General features: G+C 29.0%; 18 protein-coding genes and 1 other annotated feature. Of the genes, 3 read left to right on the top strand and 15 right to left on the bottom strand.

The genetic code is table 11. The features are described from left to right. Window positions 1-148: 148 nt before the first annotated feature. The 5 genes from K0040_RS08400 to purR all read right to left on the bottom strand — a co-directional run bounded on the left by K0040_RS08400 (window position 149) and on the right by purR (window position 5,877). The gene (locus K0040_RS08400) at window positions 149-1,099 is read right to left on the bottom strand and encodes a ribose-phosphate diphosphokinase (RefSeq protein ID WP_018591963.1); all 951 of its coding nucleotides are present in this window, start codon (window positions 1,097-1,099) and stop codon (window positions 149-151) included. A gap of 60 nt (window positions 1,100-1,159) precedes the next feature. Further along, on the bottom strand, window positions 1,160-2,536 hold the full coding sequence (gene glmU / locus K0040_RS08405) for a bifunctional UDP-N-acetylglucosamine diphosphorylase/glucosamine-1-phosphate N-acetyltransferase GlmU (RefSeq protein ID WP_228108454.1): 1,377 nt from the start codon (window positions 2,534-2,536) through the stop codon (window positions 1,160-1,162). A gap of 212 nt (window positions 2,537-2,748) precedes the next feature. Beyond that, window positions 2,749-3,972 (bottom strand): tyrosine--tRNA ligase, encoded by a 1,224-nt coding sequence (tyrS, locus tag K0040_RS08410; protein ID WP_228108469.1) that lies wholly within the window; start codon window positions 3,970-3,972, stop codon window positions 2,749-2,751. 82 nt (window positions 3,973-4,054) lie between these two features. Next, window positions 4,055-4,303: a binding site (T-box leader), on the bottom strand. A 251-nt stretch (window positions 4,304-4,554) separates the two neighbouring features. Beyond that, complete coding sequence (gene spoVG, locus K0040_RS08415; protein WP_018591966.1) at window positions 4,555-4,833, bottom strand: septation regulator SpoVG; 279 nt, start codon at window positions 4,831-4,833, stop codon at window positions 4,555-4,557. Window positions 4,834-4,998: 165 nt separating this feature from the next. Continuing rightward, window positions 4,999-5,877: a pur operon repressor gene (gene purR, locus K0040_RS08420; protein ID WP_228108455.1), complete on the bottom strand. Its 879-nt coding sequence runs from the start codon at window positions 5,875-5,877 to the stop codon at window positions 4,999-5,001. A 235-nt stretch (window positions 5,878-6,112) separates the two neighbouring features. On the opposite strand from purR, the gene murC reads away from it, so the two are divergent. Beyond that, window positions 6,113-7,471, top strand: coding sequence for a UDP-N-acetylmuramate--L-alanine ligase (gene murC, locus K0040_RS08425; RefSeq protein ID WP_228108456.1), 1,359 nt, complete (start codon window positions 6,113-6,115; stop codon window positions 7,469-7,471). A 48-nt stretch (window positions 7,472-7,519) separates the two neighbouring features. Here murC and K0040_RS08430 read toward each other — a convergent pair whose 3' ends face one another. The 10 genes from K0040_RS08430 to K0040_RS08475 all read right to left on the bottom strand — a co-directional run bounded on the left by K0040_RS08430 (window position 7,520) and on the right by K0040_RS08475 (window position 14,145). Next, window positions 7,520-8,308 (bottom strand): hypothetical protein, encoded by a 789-nt coding sequence (locus K0040_RS08430; protein WP_228108457.1) that lies wholly within the window; start codon window positions 8,306-8,308, stop codon window positions 7,520-7,522. A gap of 136 nt (window positions 8,309-8,444) precedes the next feature. After that, the gene (locus K0040_RS08435; RefSeq protein WP_228108458.1) at window positions 8,445-9,686 is read right to left on the bottom strand and encodes a hypothetical protein; all 1,242 of its coding nucleotides are present in this window, start codon (window positions 9,684-9,686) and stop codon (window positions 8,445-8,447) included. Window positions 9,687-9,890: 204 nt separating this feature from the next. Beyond that, on the bottom strand, window positions 9,891-10,436 hold the full coding sequence (locus K0040_RS08440) for a DUF2812 domain-containing protein (RefSeq protein WP_206925072.1): 546 nt from the start codon (window positions 10,434-10,436) through the stop codon (window positions 9,891-9,893). A 5-nt stretch (window positions 10,437-10,441) separates the two neighbouring features. Further along, the gene (locus K0040_RS08445) at window positions 10,442-10,783 is read right to left on the bottom strand and encodes a PadR family transcriptional regulator (RefSeq protein ID WP_206925071.1); all 342 of its coding nucleotides are present in this window, start codon (window positions 10,781-10,783) and stop codon (window positions 10,442-10,444) included. A gap of 163 nt (window positions 10,784-10,946) precedes the next feature. Then, on the bottom strand, window positions 10,947-11,819 hold the full coding sequence (rsmA, locus tag K0040_RS08450) for a 16S rRNA (adenine(1518)-N(6)/adenine(1519)-N(6))-dimethyltransferase RsmA (protein WP_228108459.1): 873 nt from the start codon (window positions 11,817-11,819) through the stop codon (window positions 10,947-10,949). Between the two features lie 10 nt (window positions 11,820-11,829). Then, entirely contained in the window at window positions 11,830-12,360 is a 531-nt protein-coding gene (rnmV, locus tag K0040_RS08455) for a ribonuclease M5 (RefSeq protein WP_074919715.1), read from the bottom strand. Window positions 12,361-12,485: 125 nt separating this feature from the next. Then, on the bottom strand, window positions 12,486-13,106 hold the full coding sequence (locus K0040_RS08460; RefSeq protein ID WP_228108460.1) for a DUF3786 domain-containing protein: 621 nt from the start codon (window positions 13,104-13,106) through the stop codon (window positions 12,486-12,488). Between the two features lie 185 nt (window positions 13,107-13,291). Next, window positions 13,292-13,501, bottom strand: a complete 210-nt coding sequence (locus tag K0040_RS08465) for a hypothetical protein (protein WP_228108461.1) — start codon at window positions 13,499-13,501, stop codon at window positions 13,292-13,294. 25 nt (window positions 13,502-13,526) lie between these two features. Then, window positions 13,527-13,730 carry a helix-turn-helix transcriptional regulator gene (locus K0040_RS08470; RefSeq protein WP_228108462.1) on the bottom strand — a complete coding sequence of 68 codons (204 nt, stop codon included), beginning with the start codon at window positions 13,728-13,730 and terminating at the stop codon, window positions 13,527-13,529. Window positions 13,731-13,743: 13 nt separating this feature from the next. Further along, the gene (locus K0040_RS08475) at window positions 13,744-14,145 is read right to left on the bottom strand and encodes a hypothetical protein (RefSeq protein ID WP_228108463.1); all 402 of its coding nucleotides are present in this window, start codon (window positions 14,143-14,145) and stop codon (window positions 13,744-13,746) included. A gap of 311 nt (window positions 14,146-14,456) precedes the next feature. On the opposite strand from K0040_RS08475, the gene K0040_RS08480 reads away from it, so the two are divergent. Then, window positions 14,457-14,708, top strand: coding sequence for a hypothetical protein (locus tag K0040_RS08480; RefSeq protein ID WP_228108464.1), 252 nt, complete (start codon window positions 14,457-14,459; stop codon window positions 14,706-14,708). Window positions 14,709-14,726: 18 nt separating this feature from the next. Further along, window positions 14,727-14,945 (top strand): hypothetical protein, encoded by a 219-nt coding sequence (locus tag K0040_RS08485; protein ID WP_228108465.1) that lies wholly within the window; start codon window positions 14,727-14,729, stop codon window positions 14,943-14,945. Window positions 14,946-15,061: the final 116 nt, after the last annotated feature.

The raw sequence follows: 15,061 nt of genomic DNA on the forward strand, positions 1-15,061 counted from the left end.
ATTAAATCGTATATTTAAATTCATTACCAGAACTATGTAATTTAATACTCAATTTCAATCTTTTAATTTAGCACTTTCAAATTATAAATTTAACTAAAAAAAGAGATATTAATCTATAGATTAATATCTCCTACATATAAATTACTAATTAGAATAAAACACTTACAGATTCATTAGAGAATATTTTCTTAATAGCTTCTCCAAACATTTCTGCTACTGTTAATACTTTTATTTTATCATTTTCTTTTTCTTTAGGAAGTTTTATAGTATCAAGAACTATTAACTCACTAATTGCAGAGTTTTCTATTCTTTCTATAGCTGGTCCAGATAATACTGCATGTGTACAACCAGCATATATATTTTTAGCTCCGAATTCTTTAAGTGCATTAGCTGCATTTGTTATAGTTCCAGCTGTATCTATCATGTCGTCTAGCATGATAACATTTTTGCCTTTTACATCTCCTATAAGGTTCATTACTTCACAAACATTAGCTTTAGGTCTTCTTTTGTCTATTATAGCTATTGGAACTTCTCCCTCTAACTGATTAGCAAATTTTCTAGATCTAGTAACACTTCCTAAATCTGGTGAAACTACAACTAAATCTTCTATATTTTTCTCATTAAAGTAGCTAGCTAATAAGCTTCCTCCTAATAAATGGTCTAGTGGGATATCGAAGTATCCTTGTATTTGAGAAGCATGTAAGTCCATAGTTAAAACTCTATCTGCTCCTGCTGCTGTTATTAAGTTTGCCACTAATTTAGCTGTGATTGGATCTCTTGCCTTAGCTTTTCTGTCTTGTCTTGCATATCCGTAGTATGGTATAACTGCTGTTACTCTTCCTGCAGATGCTCTTCTTAGTGCATCTATCATTATTAATAATTCCATTAAGTTGTTGTTAACTGGGTTGTTAGTAGATTGAACTACGAATACATCGCAACCTCTAACTGTTTCATTAATGTTTACGCTTATTTCTCCATCGCTAAATGTTGTTACTTGGCAATCAGCAACCTTTACTCCTATATATTCTGCGATTTTTTCAGCTAACTCCTTATTCGAATTACCTGCAATAATTTTAATCTCGCTTCCGCTAGTATTCATTACTTATCCTCCTGAAAATTATATAAATATTATTAGGTGTTTTCCTAAAATAATAATTAGCTATTTATTCTCATCTCTTTTTTCTTTTTGGACTACCCAACCTTCTTTTATAACCTGTCTTTGTCTAGCAATAGCTAAAGCTCCTTCAGGTACATCATCAGTTATAGTAGACCCTGTTGCTATATATCCTTTTTCTTCAACTGTAACTGGTGCAACTAGGTTCGAGTTAGAACCTATAAACGCTCCATCTTTTACTATTGATTTAAATTTATTTTTTCCATCGTAATTTACAAATACTACCCCACATCCTATGTTAACATTTTTACCTACATGGGCATCTCCTATGTATGACAGATGTGATGCTTTTGAATTATCTTCTATTGTTGCATTTTTAACTTCTACAAAGTCACCTATTTTAACATGGTTTCCTATGTTACTTTTTGGTCTTAAATATGCATAAGGACCCACTGTAGTATTTTCTCCTACAGTAGAATCTATTATTGTAGAGTTTTTAACTTCTGTGTTATTTCCTATAGTTGAGTTTGTTATAGAAGTATTCATTCCTATAATACACTCATTACCTATCTTAGTTTTACCCTGAATCATAGCTCCTGGATATACTATTGTATCTTGTCCTATTTCCACATCTGTTTCTATATAAGTAGATGCTGGATCTATTATAGTAACTCCATTTAATAAGTGGAATTCATTTATTCTTTTTCTCATAAGAGTTTCTGCTTTAGATAATTCTAATCTGGAATTTACACCCATTAATTCCTCAATTGTAGAACCGTTGAATGCTCCAACCTTAAACCCTTTATCTCTTAATATTTTTATTGTGTCAGTTAAGTAATACTCTCCTTGAGCATTATTGTTATCAAGTAAGTCTAGTGATTCTCTTAGCATCTTACCTTTGAAACAGTAAATTCCAGAGTTAATTTCATTTACTGCTAATTCCTCAGCATTTCCATCTTTTTGCTCAACAATTTTTAGTAAATCACCATTTTCATCTCTTATTACTCTTCCATACCCAGTTGGGTCATCAACTTTTGTAGTTAAAACTGTAGCTGTATATTCATTTTCTATATGGTAATCAAATAATTTTTTTAGGGTTTCTTCTTTTATAAGAGGTGTGTCTCCACATAAAATAACTATTGTGTCTTCATCATTTATGTATTCTTTTGCCATTTTAACAGCATGACCTGTTCCTAGTTGCTCTGTTTGCATTGCAATCATAGTATCTTCTGGCAATATATTTTTTACAACTTCTGATTCATGACCTAATATTGCTACTACGTCTTTAACGCCAGATTTTTTTGATACATCTATAATATGGTTAACCATTTCTTTTCCGCACACTTTATGAACAACCTTTGGATATTTTGACTTCATTCTTGTACCTTTTCCAGCAGCAAGAATTATGGCTTTAAAGTTCATATTTTCACTCCATTTCAATAAAGTTTTTTATAATTGTTACTATTATGGTGTATTATTTGTTGAATAGTATATAATTCAATCGTATTATTGTCATTTATAATATAGCATCTTTTTTATAAAATTACTAGGTTTTTGTATTTCTTTGTATTATCTTAGTATGCACAAAAATAGCAGCAACTATAATTTAGTAGCTACTGCTATTTATCATTTAATTATTTTATAACTACTCTTTGGAATTTTTTCTTCCCACGTTTTATAACCATACCATCACCAGTTAAATCATCTTTTGTAAACGTAGCTTTGAAGTCATCAACTTTTTCACCATCTACAGTTACTCCTCCTTGTTCCACATTACGTCTACCTTCTGATCTAGTTGGAGCTAATCCACTTTTAACTAATAATGATATTATATCTATTTGTCCATCAGTTAAATCAGTATCAGTTAATTCTGTCGTAGGCATGTTATCATGTGCTACTCCCGAGAATAAAGCTCTTGCACTTTCTTGTGATTTTGTAGCTTCTTCTTCACCATGGATTAACTTAGTTAATTCAAATGCTAAAACTTCTTTAGCTTGATTTATTTTATTATCTTCCCATTTTTCCATAGCTTCTATTTCTTCTAATGGTAAGAATGTTAACATACGCATACATTTGAATACATCAGCATCTCCAACGTTTCTCCAGTATTGGTAAAATTCAAATGGAGAAGTTTTGTTTGGATCTAGCCATACTGCACCATTAGCTGTTTTACCCATTTTATTTCCTTCTGAGTTAAGAAGTAAAGTTATAGTCAATGCATAAGCATTTTCTCCTAATTTACGTCTTATTAATTCTGTACCTGCAAGCATATTACTCCATTGGTCGTTTCCACCTAACTGCATTTGACAACCGTATTTTTCGTATAAATGATAGAAGTCGAAAGCTTGCATTATCATGTAGTTAAATTCTAAGAAGCTAAGTCCTCTTTCCATTCTACTTTTGTAACATTCAAAGCTAAGCATTCTATTAACACTAAAATGAGTTCCTACTTCTCTTAATAAATCTACATAATTTAAATCTAATAACCAATCTGCATTGTTAACTAATAAAGCTTTATCTTCACCAAATTCTATAAATTTGCTCATTTGTTTTTTGAAACATTCACAGTTGTAATTGATTTGCTCTGGAGTCATCATTTTTCTCATATCTGTTCTTCCAGATGGGTCTCCTACCATTGTAGTTCCTCCACCAACAAGTGCTATTGGCTTGTTTCCTGCCATCTGTAATCTTTTCATTAAGCATAGGGCCATAAAGTGTCCTACATGTAAACTATCTGCAGTTGCATCAAATCCTATATAAAATACTGCTTTACCTGCATTTATAAGTTCTTTTAATTCTTCTTCATCTGTTACTTGAGCAACCAATCCTCTAGCAACTAATTCATCGTAAGTCGTCATTGACATAGTGTTCCTCTCCTTTATAATTATATTTTAAAAATCAATTTTATAATTTGTTATAATAAAAAAAGCCCTCGTCCTTAAAAAGGACGAGAGCATATCTCGCGTTACCACCTTCATTTATAAACAGCTCACACTATTTACCTCAGCTAGTATCTAAATAAATACTATGACACTATAACGTGTGTCAAATTCGTCACAGCCTACTCAGCATTTTTTCGGTGTGAAGCTCAAAGATGTATTCATAATTAATTGTATATGCACCTCTCATCAACCGGTAACTTTCTGTTTATATTTATTAATTATTACTTGTTCTTATCATTGCCTTTATATAAAACTAATTTTTATATTTATATCTTATGATATAATCATAATTTTATTTCATGTTTTTGTCAACATTTCTTCAAATCTAATAATATTTTTTATTTTGTAACATTTTCATTTAGACATTTTTATTATTAGCAATAAAATAAAAATAATACATTATTATCTTAATAATTATATATTTTATATTAAAAAAGAGCCGATTAAGTCGACTCGTTTATTTATTGCAAATTTTTAAAATATTCCCACTTTATTTAATTATTCTGCAGCAACTTCTAATTGAGCTAATGCTTCTTCATATGCTTTTAAAACTGCATCTTCTAAAACTTGTCTCATTTCTGCATTTATTGGATGAGCGATATCTCTAAAGTTACCTTCTCCAACTTTTCTGCTCGGCATAGCTATGAATAGCCCATTTTGACCTTCAATAACCTTTATGTCGTGCACTACGAATAAATTATCAAAAGTTATTGAAACTATACATTTCATTTTCCCCTCATCAGTAATTTTTCTTACTCTTACGTCAGTTATGTTCATACTTCAATATCCCCCTTTGTGATTTTGACAAAATACAATTTACCCAATATAATTATAAACTGTTTGGTAAATAATTCTATACTTTTTAACAAATTCCTTTAATTTTTCTGAGTTTTTTTTATTTTTTATCCATAAAAATAATTATACAGTTGGAATTAGTTAGAATTACTCATCAATTTCATCATCATTCACATTATCTAAAGTAGTATCCACAACGTATTCAGTTCTATATTCATCTTTAAAAGTTTTTAAATTTGGCTTAACAACTATTTCATTTTCTCTTGTATCTATTTCTATTAAAGATATATAATCCTCAACTAATTTTTTTTCTGGTGTTGATGTTGTTATGAATACACCCGTTCCTATTACTTCCGCGCCGAATTCATTCATAAGTTGAGTCATACCTTTTATTGTTCCTCCACCTCTCATAAAATCATCTATAAGAATAACTTTACTTCCTGACTTGATAGCTTTTCTTGGTAAACTCATACTTTCTACTTTTGAATTGTCTCCTGTAACGTAAGTCATGCTTAATGTTGGTCCTTCAGAAACCTTTATGTCTTTTCTTATTATAACTAATGGTAAATTCATAGCTTTTGCAGTCATAAGAGCCATAGGTATTCCCTTTGTTTCCATAGTAACTACATAATCTGCTTCAGAGTAATCTATGTTTGAAGCAAATATCTTTCCTATTTTAGCTACAACTGTTGGATCATATATTAAATCTATTAAATATAGAAATCTTCCTGATAAAATTCTATCTTGGCAACTTATTTTTTCACATAATTCCATTAGGAAGTTTTGATTTTCTTGTATTGATGTTTTAGGTATGTATTTTACTCCACCAGCCGCTCCAGAAATTGTTATAACTTTACCTAATTGTAATTTTTCAAATACATTTTTTACAACTAATAAATCTTCACTAATTGTAGACTTGGCAGCATTAAATGTTTCTGTGAAATAGCTTAATGTATAAATTTTATTTGGGTTGTCAGATAATATCTTGACTATAGCACCAATTCTTTCCGTTCTCTTAAACTTCATTGTTTCAGTAACCTCCTACAATTACAACATTTATGGTATAAAGTAAATAATGCATAAGATTTTATTATATGATATAATATTAGTTATGTTTCATATATTACGAAAAAATAAATAAACTATAATATATGAATTAGTATATGCATATGATACTTAAAATATTGAACATTATTTAATTATACCACAAAAATTGTTCTTATTCATAGAAATAAATTAAATGAAAGGTGGTTTTATTATTATGAAGATACACTTCATCGGCATAGGCGGAATAAGTATGAGTGCTTTAGCTGAAATCTGCCTTAATAAGGGCTACGAAGTTTCAGGCTCAGACATGAGCAAATCTTCAATGACAGATAAACTTCAAGCACAAGGTGCAAAAATTTATATTGGCCAAAAAAAAGAAAACATTGCTAACGGATTAGACATGGTAGTTTACACTGCTGCTATACACACCAACAATGAAGAGCTTATGGCTGCAAAAGACAAAAATATACTGACAATAAATAGAGCTGCATTTTTAGGTCAAATAATGAGAGAGTACAAAAACTCAATAGCAGTTTCAGGTACTCATGGAAAAACTACTACTACCTCTATGTTATCAACTATATTTGGTTCAACTAACTTAGATCCAACAATATTAGTTGGTGGTAACTTAAAATCAATTGGCGGTAATGTAAAAATAGGTAACTCTCAAAACTTCATAACAGAAGCTTGCGAGTATACTGATAGTTTTTTGAACTTTAATCCTAAAATAGCAATCGTTTTAAATATAGAGGAAGATCATCTTGATTATTTTTCTGGAATAGAAGAAATTAAAGCTTCATTTAATAAATTTGGAAAGTTATTACCTAAAGATGGTCACTTTGTAATAAATGGAGATAGTCCTAATACAGATGGAATATTACATGATGTTAAGGCTAATATAATCAAGTATGGTAAGGAAACTTTAAATGACGTTATTATTAAAAATATTCATTTTAATGATAACGGATTTGGATCATTTGATTTGACTTACTTTGGAAAAGATTTAGGAACATTCCAACTATCAGTTCCTGGTGTACACAACATTTACAATGCTACTTCTGCAATAATAGTTTCTTTAGTATCTGGAATAAGCGTAGAAGATGTGAAGAATAGCATTATCAAGTACACAGGTGTTGGAAGAAGGTTTGAGATTAAAGGTACTTATAGCGATGCCTTAATCGTTGATGATTACGCTCATCATCCAACAGAATTAAAAGCAACTTTAGCTGCTGCTAAAAAGCTTAAAAAATCTACTTTATGGTGTGTATTCCAACCTCATACTTATAGTAGAACAAAATCTCTTTTCAATGAATTTGGGGAAGCATTCTACTCTGCAGACAAAGTTATAATAACTGATATATATGCTGCTAGAGAAGATGATCCAGGGGATATTCATTCTAAAGACTTGGTTGAAAAACTATACCACAACAATGTGGATGCTATATATATCAGCAAATTCGAAGATATTGTTGATTATCTAAAAGCTAATATGAAACCTAACGATTTACTAATAACCGCTGGTGCAGGCCCTGTTTACCGTGTAGGTGAATTATTACTTGAAGAAAATAAGTAATAATAAAAAAAGTAGAAAATTTGACTTATCAAATTTTCTACTTTTTTATTATTTAGACAATTGAAAAACCTCATCCTTAATGTAATCATATAAAGCTGTATGCACTTCGTAATAAGAATTTAATCCTTTTGATTCAATTTGTACGTAGTTAGCTCCCATAACTTCAACTCTGGCTTCATAATTATCGGCTTTAATTTCAATTCTAAAATTATATTTACTTCTTTCCTTACTTTTTTCTGGTTGTACTTTACCAACCACTCTCTTCGCGGCCATTGTATTGGCTAAATCATCATATTTCCACTTGCTTAGATTCTTTGCTGTGTCTTTATAAGTTATCTTAACTTCTTTCCATGTTTTATATTGCTTTATAAAATCAAATGATGTATAGATACTCTTATCTAATATTTTTTTTAATTCATCTTTAGATGCTACAGGAATTTTATAGTATTCTTCTTTATTGACTGTATAAATTCTTATTATATCTAAATTTGTTGAAAACTTTAGTCCGTCGTCTGAATATCCTTCATAAGTAGACTCATAAGATGCTGGTTTTCTTATTTTGCTAATATCCTCAAAAGAGTATCTTAACTCTTCTAATAATTGCTCATCAACTCTAACATCTGATACAGTACCATCAGATAAATATATCTTATCTTTTTCCTCTAATTGTTTAAGTAAAGATCTATTATCTTCAGGTTCTTCTATTTTTACTGCATTGTCTTTACTGCTATTGTCTTTATTAGAGAAAAGAGTAAATGATATAATATATACACCAAAAAATAGTATAATAGCTGCAACTAAAAACACTGATTTTTTTATTCTTCTTTTTCTAGCCATGTCTTACCCCCGGTTAAATGTTTTATATAACTATTATATAACTTTTTGTTGTTAATTTTAAGATTAATTTATTTTAAATAGTTCTTTTCATTACAGCTAACTTACTATTTCATGTGTATTATATAATATAAACCTTTTATTTAACTATTCTTCTTGCTTTACAATCAACAAAACATAACCAGTAACCTAAAGAATTATTTCTATTATCACATGCTTGATATCTTGTAAATCCTGTATTTCCTTTATCTGGTTGTTCGTTTTTTCTTCCTGGCACTGCATAAATGTAATATTGTCTCTTATTATATTCATCATATTGTACTCCAAATAAGTAGTGTCTGTATTTATAAGATTGCATTATAGCATCGCTGTACATAGTGTAGTTTAAAGAATTTACATAACCTAAGTATGGCATTGTATATCCACATAAAGTCGTTGGATTAATTTCCATTTTCCACCATCTAGTACTATCAATATAATCTGCTACAAAAGGTTTCACTTCTCTAAAATATTTTAAACCTTTTTTAATTTGTCTTGGCATTAGTAACGTACCAGCTGTTTTTATTGACTCTGTTTTTGTTTTTACTGTTTCATAATCATTCTTTGTGTATTGCTTTTCTAAAACAGACTTGGCTTTGTTTATTTTCTTTTCAATATAGTCGTCATCTCTACTTTTAGTATTTTTCTTTTCTTGAACTTTAGACTGTATATTAGGATGAACTTCTTCATATTCCTCATCCTCTATTTCCTCGTATTCATCTTCTTCAATTTCTTCATAAATAACTTCCTCATACTCATATTCATTATCTCTCATTTCATCTTCTTCAATATATTCTATTTCTTCATATTCTTCGTATTCCTCATACTCGTCATCATCTACTTCTTCTTCATTTATATCTTCATAATCAATAGGTTCGTCATCAATAACATCATCCACCTCAACATATTCTACTTCTTCGTATTCATACTCGTCATCATCAACTTCTTCAAACTCATATTGTGGCGGAAATAATATTTCTTCAAAGTTTTCTATTTTGCTCCCCTTAAAACCTATAAGTGGTACTGCTCTATCTTGTACAACCGCTATTCCTTTTATGTCTATGTCTTCATCACCCATATCCAGGCTAAACTCACCTTTTCCTTGACTATTAACATTAAAGTTACCTAAATCTATGGTTTCGTAGTCACTTCTTATTGCTACTACTGAATATCCTTCACTTACACTTTTTAGGTTTTCAGCATACAAAGCTATAACTGATTTCTCATCAGTGACTTCAATTTTCACAAAAGCCTTTGGCGATACCTTATCTTTAAATCTATAGTTCATGTCTTTAGCTTCTAGCATAATATAATCTCTTTTAAACTTTCTTTTGGTAGCCATCAGTTTCTCACCCCTTAACATAATCTCTCAACAAATTATATGTAATAACTTATTTATTAAGTACTATGAATATCTCTGAATTTTTTCATATAACTAAACTAGCTATTTTATTTCAGTATTAGTTTTTGTCACATAAAAATAGAATGAAGCATTTTATTCCACTTATTTGTGAATAAAATGCTTCATTCTATTTTAAAATTTATATTATTTAACTATATTTTTGTAAGCTTTTATTGCACATATTAATAGTGAAACTGTTAAGCCTAAACCTCCACCTGCTACTATATATAATCCCATTCTAAATATTTTCATCCATATTGAATTAATAAAAATTGATCGTGAAAAGTGTGCTCCTATCATACATAAAACTACAATTGCTAATATAACTACTATCTCTCTTTTTATTGATTTATATAAAACTTCGTATTTTAAACTTTTACTTGTTTTATCTGTATAAATAGGTTTTGTACCTACTGGTGCTTTAAAAAAGTAGTATCCTTCACATGAGCATACATATTCCCACGGAGTATTTTCAAATAACTCTAAGTAAGATTTTTCATCATCTTTATCCTCATTAAAATCCAAACAATAAACAACATCTTCTGGTTCATCTTTTCTTAGTTTATAAGATAGTTTTTCAAAAGATTCCAATATCCACCCCTCTTTTGCCAATTTACTAAGCTTATTCATATCTTTTTCTTCAGATAAAACTAATCCACCGCTCATTTTATATTTAAATTGTTTACTCATATGCCTTATTTTCCTCCTATTCTTTCAAAAGCTTTAACACCATGAAGTGCCATTTTGTATCTTCTATCTTGCTCCTTCCTAATAACCATATTTCCCTTATCTGTTAACTTGTAGATTTTTTTTCTTGATTCTTCTCCCTCTAAAGTTATATAACTCTGTACTTGCATTTTTTTCAGCATAGTATACATAGTTGCAGGACCTATTGAAACTTCTCCTTGTGTTAATTCTTCTATATATTTAGATATTCCATATCCATGCATTGGAACTAGTAATGCTAGTAATATATAATATCCTGGTTCTGTCAATTGTTCTTCTTGTAAAGAATTATTTCTACTAATTTTAACCACCTTCTACCTTTTTATATCCTTTTAAGATATATCCATTAGTGATATATCTATATCTATTTATAATGTATCACTAATGGATATAGTTGTAAACCATTTTTTACCAACAAGATCCAATTGAAATTTTTTGCACAAAAAAGCCAGTCCTAAGACTGACTTTAAGTAATTATTTATTTTCGTTGTGAATTCTATTTGCTGCATTTGATAATGCTGCAAATTCTTCTATTGATAGAGTTTCTCCTCTTCTTTTTTCATCTACATTGGCTTCTTGTAAAGCCTCTCTTATTTGATCCTTAGTTAAAAATCCAAGTCCTCCTAATGAATTAAGAAGAGTTTTTCTTCTTTGTCCAAATGATGCTTTAACAGTTTTGAAGAATACATCTTCATTATCTACATGATATATTTGTTCTCCTCTTACATGAAGTCCTATAACTGTTGAATCAACATTTGGTTGTGGCATAAACATATGTCTCGGAGCTTTTGCAACTATTTCTGTATCACAGTAATATTGAACTGCTACTGATAATGCTCCGTAATCCTTAGTGTTAGGCTTAGCATTCATTCTATCAGCAACTTCTTTTTGAACCATAACAACTATATCAGTTACTGGTATATCTTCTTCTAAAAACTTCATAACTATTGGTGTAGTTATGTAGTATGGAAGGTTAGCTATTAATTTTACCGGCCCTCCATTTAATTTTTCTTTTACTAGTTCTTGCACATCAACTTTTAATATATCTTTATTGATTACTTCTATATTAGGAAAATCTGATAAAGTTTCTTCTAATATAGGAATTAATGTTTTGTCTATTTCGATTGCAACAACTTTCTGTGCCGTTTTACCCATTTCTTTTGTAAGTGTTCCGATTCCTGGTCCTACTTCTATTACGTAATCTCCTTCTTTAACTCTTGCTCCTTCAATAATTCTGTCTATTACGTTTGTATCTATTAAGAAGTTTTGTCCCAATGACTTTGAGAATTTAAAATTATGTTTTTGAACAACTTCTTTTGTTGCCTTATGCGATGATAATCTATCCATATTCGTCTCCTTATAAACTTTCTATTGCCTTGTTAAACTCTTCTCTTGAAACCCCGTAGTTATTTAACCTGTTTAAAAATTGCTTAGCATTTCCGTATCCAATTCCTAATATTTGTCCTACAGTATCTCTTCTATAAGATGCATCTTCATTGCCTATAAGTCCGTTTGTTACTAAGTCAACTTGTGAAAATTCAGTTCTTTTTTCTGTGCTTTCAGTTCTAACCTTATTTAGAGCTCTTAGTATACTTTCTGGAGATGCATTCTCTATTCCTATATCTCCATCTTTTTTGGCTTCTTCTCTTGGTAAAAATGCATGCTTGCATCCTGGTACTTCTGCTGCTATTTTTTTTCTAATTTTTTCTCCTGCAAAATCTGGATCAGTAAAAATTATAACACCTCTTCTTTCTTGAGCTGCTTTAATTCTTTCCATAACTCCTTTAGGGAATCCAAATCCTCCAGTAGTTATTAGTTCACAATCTAATGCTCTTTTTACAGCAGTAACGTCATCTCTTCCTTCAACTACTATTATTTCTTTTATCATTTTATATAATCACCTTTTAATCTATTTATTATAATTATTTTAAATTCAGTTCTTTAATATCATATCTTTATATTTTACGTTTTTTACTAGATTTAATCAAGGTTTAAAATAACTGATTGCATATATTAATCTCTTCCTATCTCATTAATAATTTTATTAATTACATATCCTCCCAGACCAATTATACTTTCCACATGCATCATATATTGCACAGAAGAATCAAATAAAAGTGTGGCACTTGGAGAAATTTCATCATCACCTTCCCATATTACAACACGACAAAATACCTTTGGAAAAACTTCAAACTCAAATGCTACATCACCCATTTTTATTTCTTTTCCACCCAGATTTTCTCCACACTTTCTTAATTTTGATGAATCATAACCAAAAGTGTTAATTAAACTGACTATGCTACTTTTATAGAAAGCCGAATAAAACATCATCCCTCCATTTGGTATTTCTTTTAGGCTTACCCACTTGTTAGTTTTATCTATATTATTTTCTGTAAAGGACAAATAATTTAATATCATAACCCCAGTTTCTGCACTTGGTATTTGATTATCATCACTTCGTCTTATTGTTTCATCATTACAATTTAAGATGTATTCTCTATTAAATACTTTTATGTAAAATTCTTTTTTATCTTCGTCATATATAACACTTCTTATTTCTTCCACGTTTTTAAAATCTCTTTTTTGTAGTGTTTTCCACTCATTATAATATGCTACTTTATAATTACTCTCCATCTTTATTCCCCCCATAATATTCTATATAGCATTATTGTAGCTTATATATGTTAATAAAGGATAGTTTTAATCTATAGACATATTTTTTATTATTTATAACTAGAAAAACAAACAAAAATAAGGTATGAATTCTATGCAAGTTCATACCTTATTTTTGTTTTAATACAAGTTGTTTTGTTTTCACTTTATTTTATTATAAAAGAAGCAATACCTATTATTATACAAAGTACCCCACCTACAAATTGACCTATTCCAGAAGCTTCTCCAAAAACTATTAAGTTAAATATATTTTTGCCTTTTTGAGTTTTTCCAAAAATAGCATCATCATTTTTCATTCTATATATTCCCCAAACTATTAATATTGCTCCAAAAATCATTATAAATATACCTGGCATCTTACTATCTCCCTATTCTTATTTTTTATTTTTCATCTTCTTCAAATATAAAAACCTCTTCGATATATAAATTAAAAACCGAAGCAATTTTGTATGCAAGAAGAACTGACGGATTATATGTTTGTTTTTCTAATGATATAATTGTTCTAGACGATACACATACTTTATCAGCTAATTCTTGCTGAGTTATTCCGTGTTCTAAACGTAATTCCTTGACTCTATTCTTCATTATTCCACCACATTTATATTATATAGTTATAATACTTTCGAGCTAAATACTCAGTTATTATAAAAGTGACTAGTATTATAAATAATGCACTATCGCCATTTATAATCATAAATTTAGAAACAAACATTACTATAAAAATAGTTGCTAAAATTACCTTTAATGTAATTTTAGACACTTTACCATCTACTAACTCATCTCTTTCATCATATTCTTTTGATAATTGAGCATCTATTTCTTTACGATTTTTCTTATATTTAGAATAATCAAATATTGTATAAACAAATGCAATCAAACCAACCAATATATAAAAATTATCAACATATATATTGGTTGATTTCCCCAACAACATATTTGCTATTGATATCACAATAATTAAAATAGAAAACAAAATACGTTCAATAAGCTTATTTTTCAAAATAATCCTCCTTACCTATACAGACACATATAATATGAAGTTAAGTTCACATGAAACAAACTTCACATGAACTTAACTTCATATTACATATTTTTTTGTCTTCAGTCAATACAATTTTTGTTTTCTTACAAAAATGTAAAGATACATACTTATGAAATTGATATAAATTATATTTTTATACCAAAACATTTTACATTTTTATCACTACAATATATCTTATTAGTAAAATATTTTTTAGTAACAATATTTTCAAAGGAGAAATCAAATGAACTATCTAGACTTATGTCTAAGAAAAAATAATTGCAAAAGATATGATGTTAATAAAAAAAACAGGAATAAGCCAACAACTACTTTCTAATCATACAAAAAGAAGTGTTGAAAAATACTCTGGCAAAGTTCTAATCGCTATTACCAGTACAATAAACAAAACACCTGGTGATGTATTAAATGATCTTTTGACTTTAGAAAGAGAAAATCCACCATTTGAAGCTTATAATCCTGGTGAATTATTATTTGGCTTAAAAGAGCAATGGGATTACATAGTTATTGAAGGAGCCTACTGAAAAGAAATTTATAATATAATGAAAAATCAACTTCCTGAAACAGAAACTTTAGGATTTGAATTAGAAAGTGGAGGTGGTATAACTATACTTACTTTCGCTATAGAGACTGTAAGAGATTTATTTAGTAACTGTGATAAAACTAGTATAGAAATTGAGAAAAAACTTAGATTTTATAAATTAAGTAGTATGTCTGATAATATAATATTTTTAACTTTAAAACAATTAGAGGGAATGTAAAATAAAGTGTGTAAGTTGACAAGATTGTTGTCAGCTTATGCACTTTTTTGATTATAGAGTGTGATACCATTAAGGAAAGGAACTTAAAAAGATGAGGTATGATACTATGGTTAGAA

The sequence above is a fragment of the Terrisporobacter petrolearius genome, from assembly GCF_020748185.1.
GTDB lineage: Bacteria > Bacillota > Clostridia > Peptostreptococcales > Peptostreptococcaceae > Terrisporobacter > Terrisporobacter petrolearius.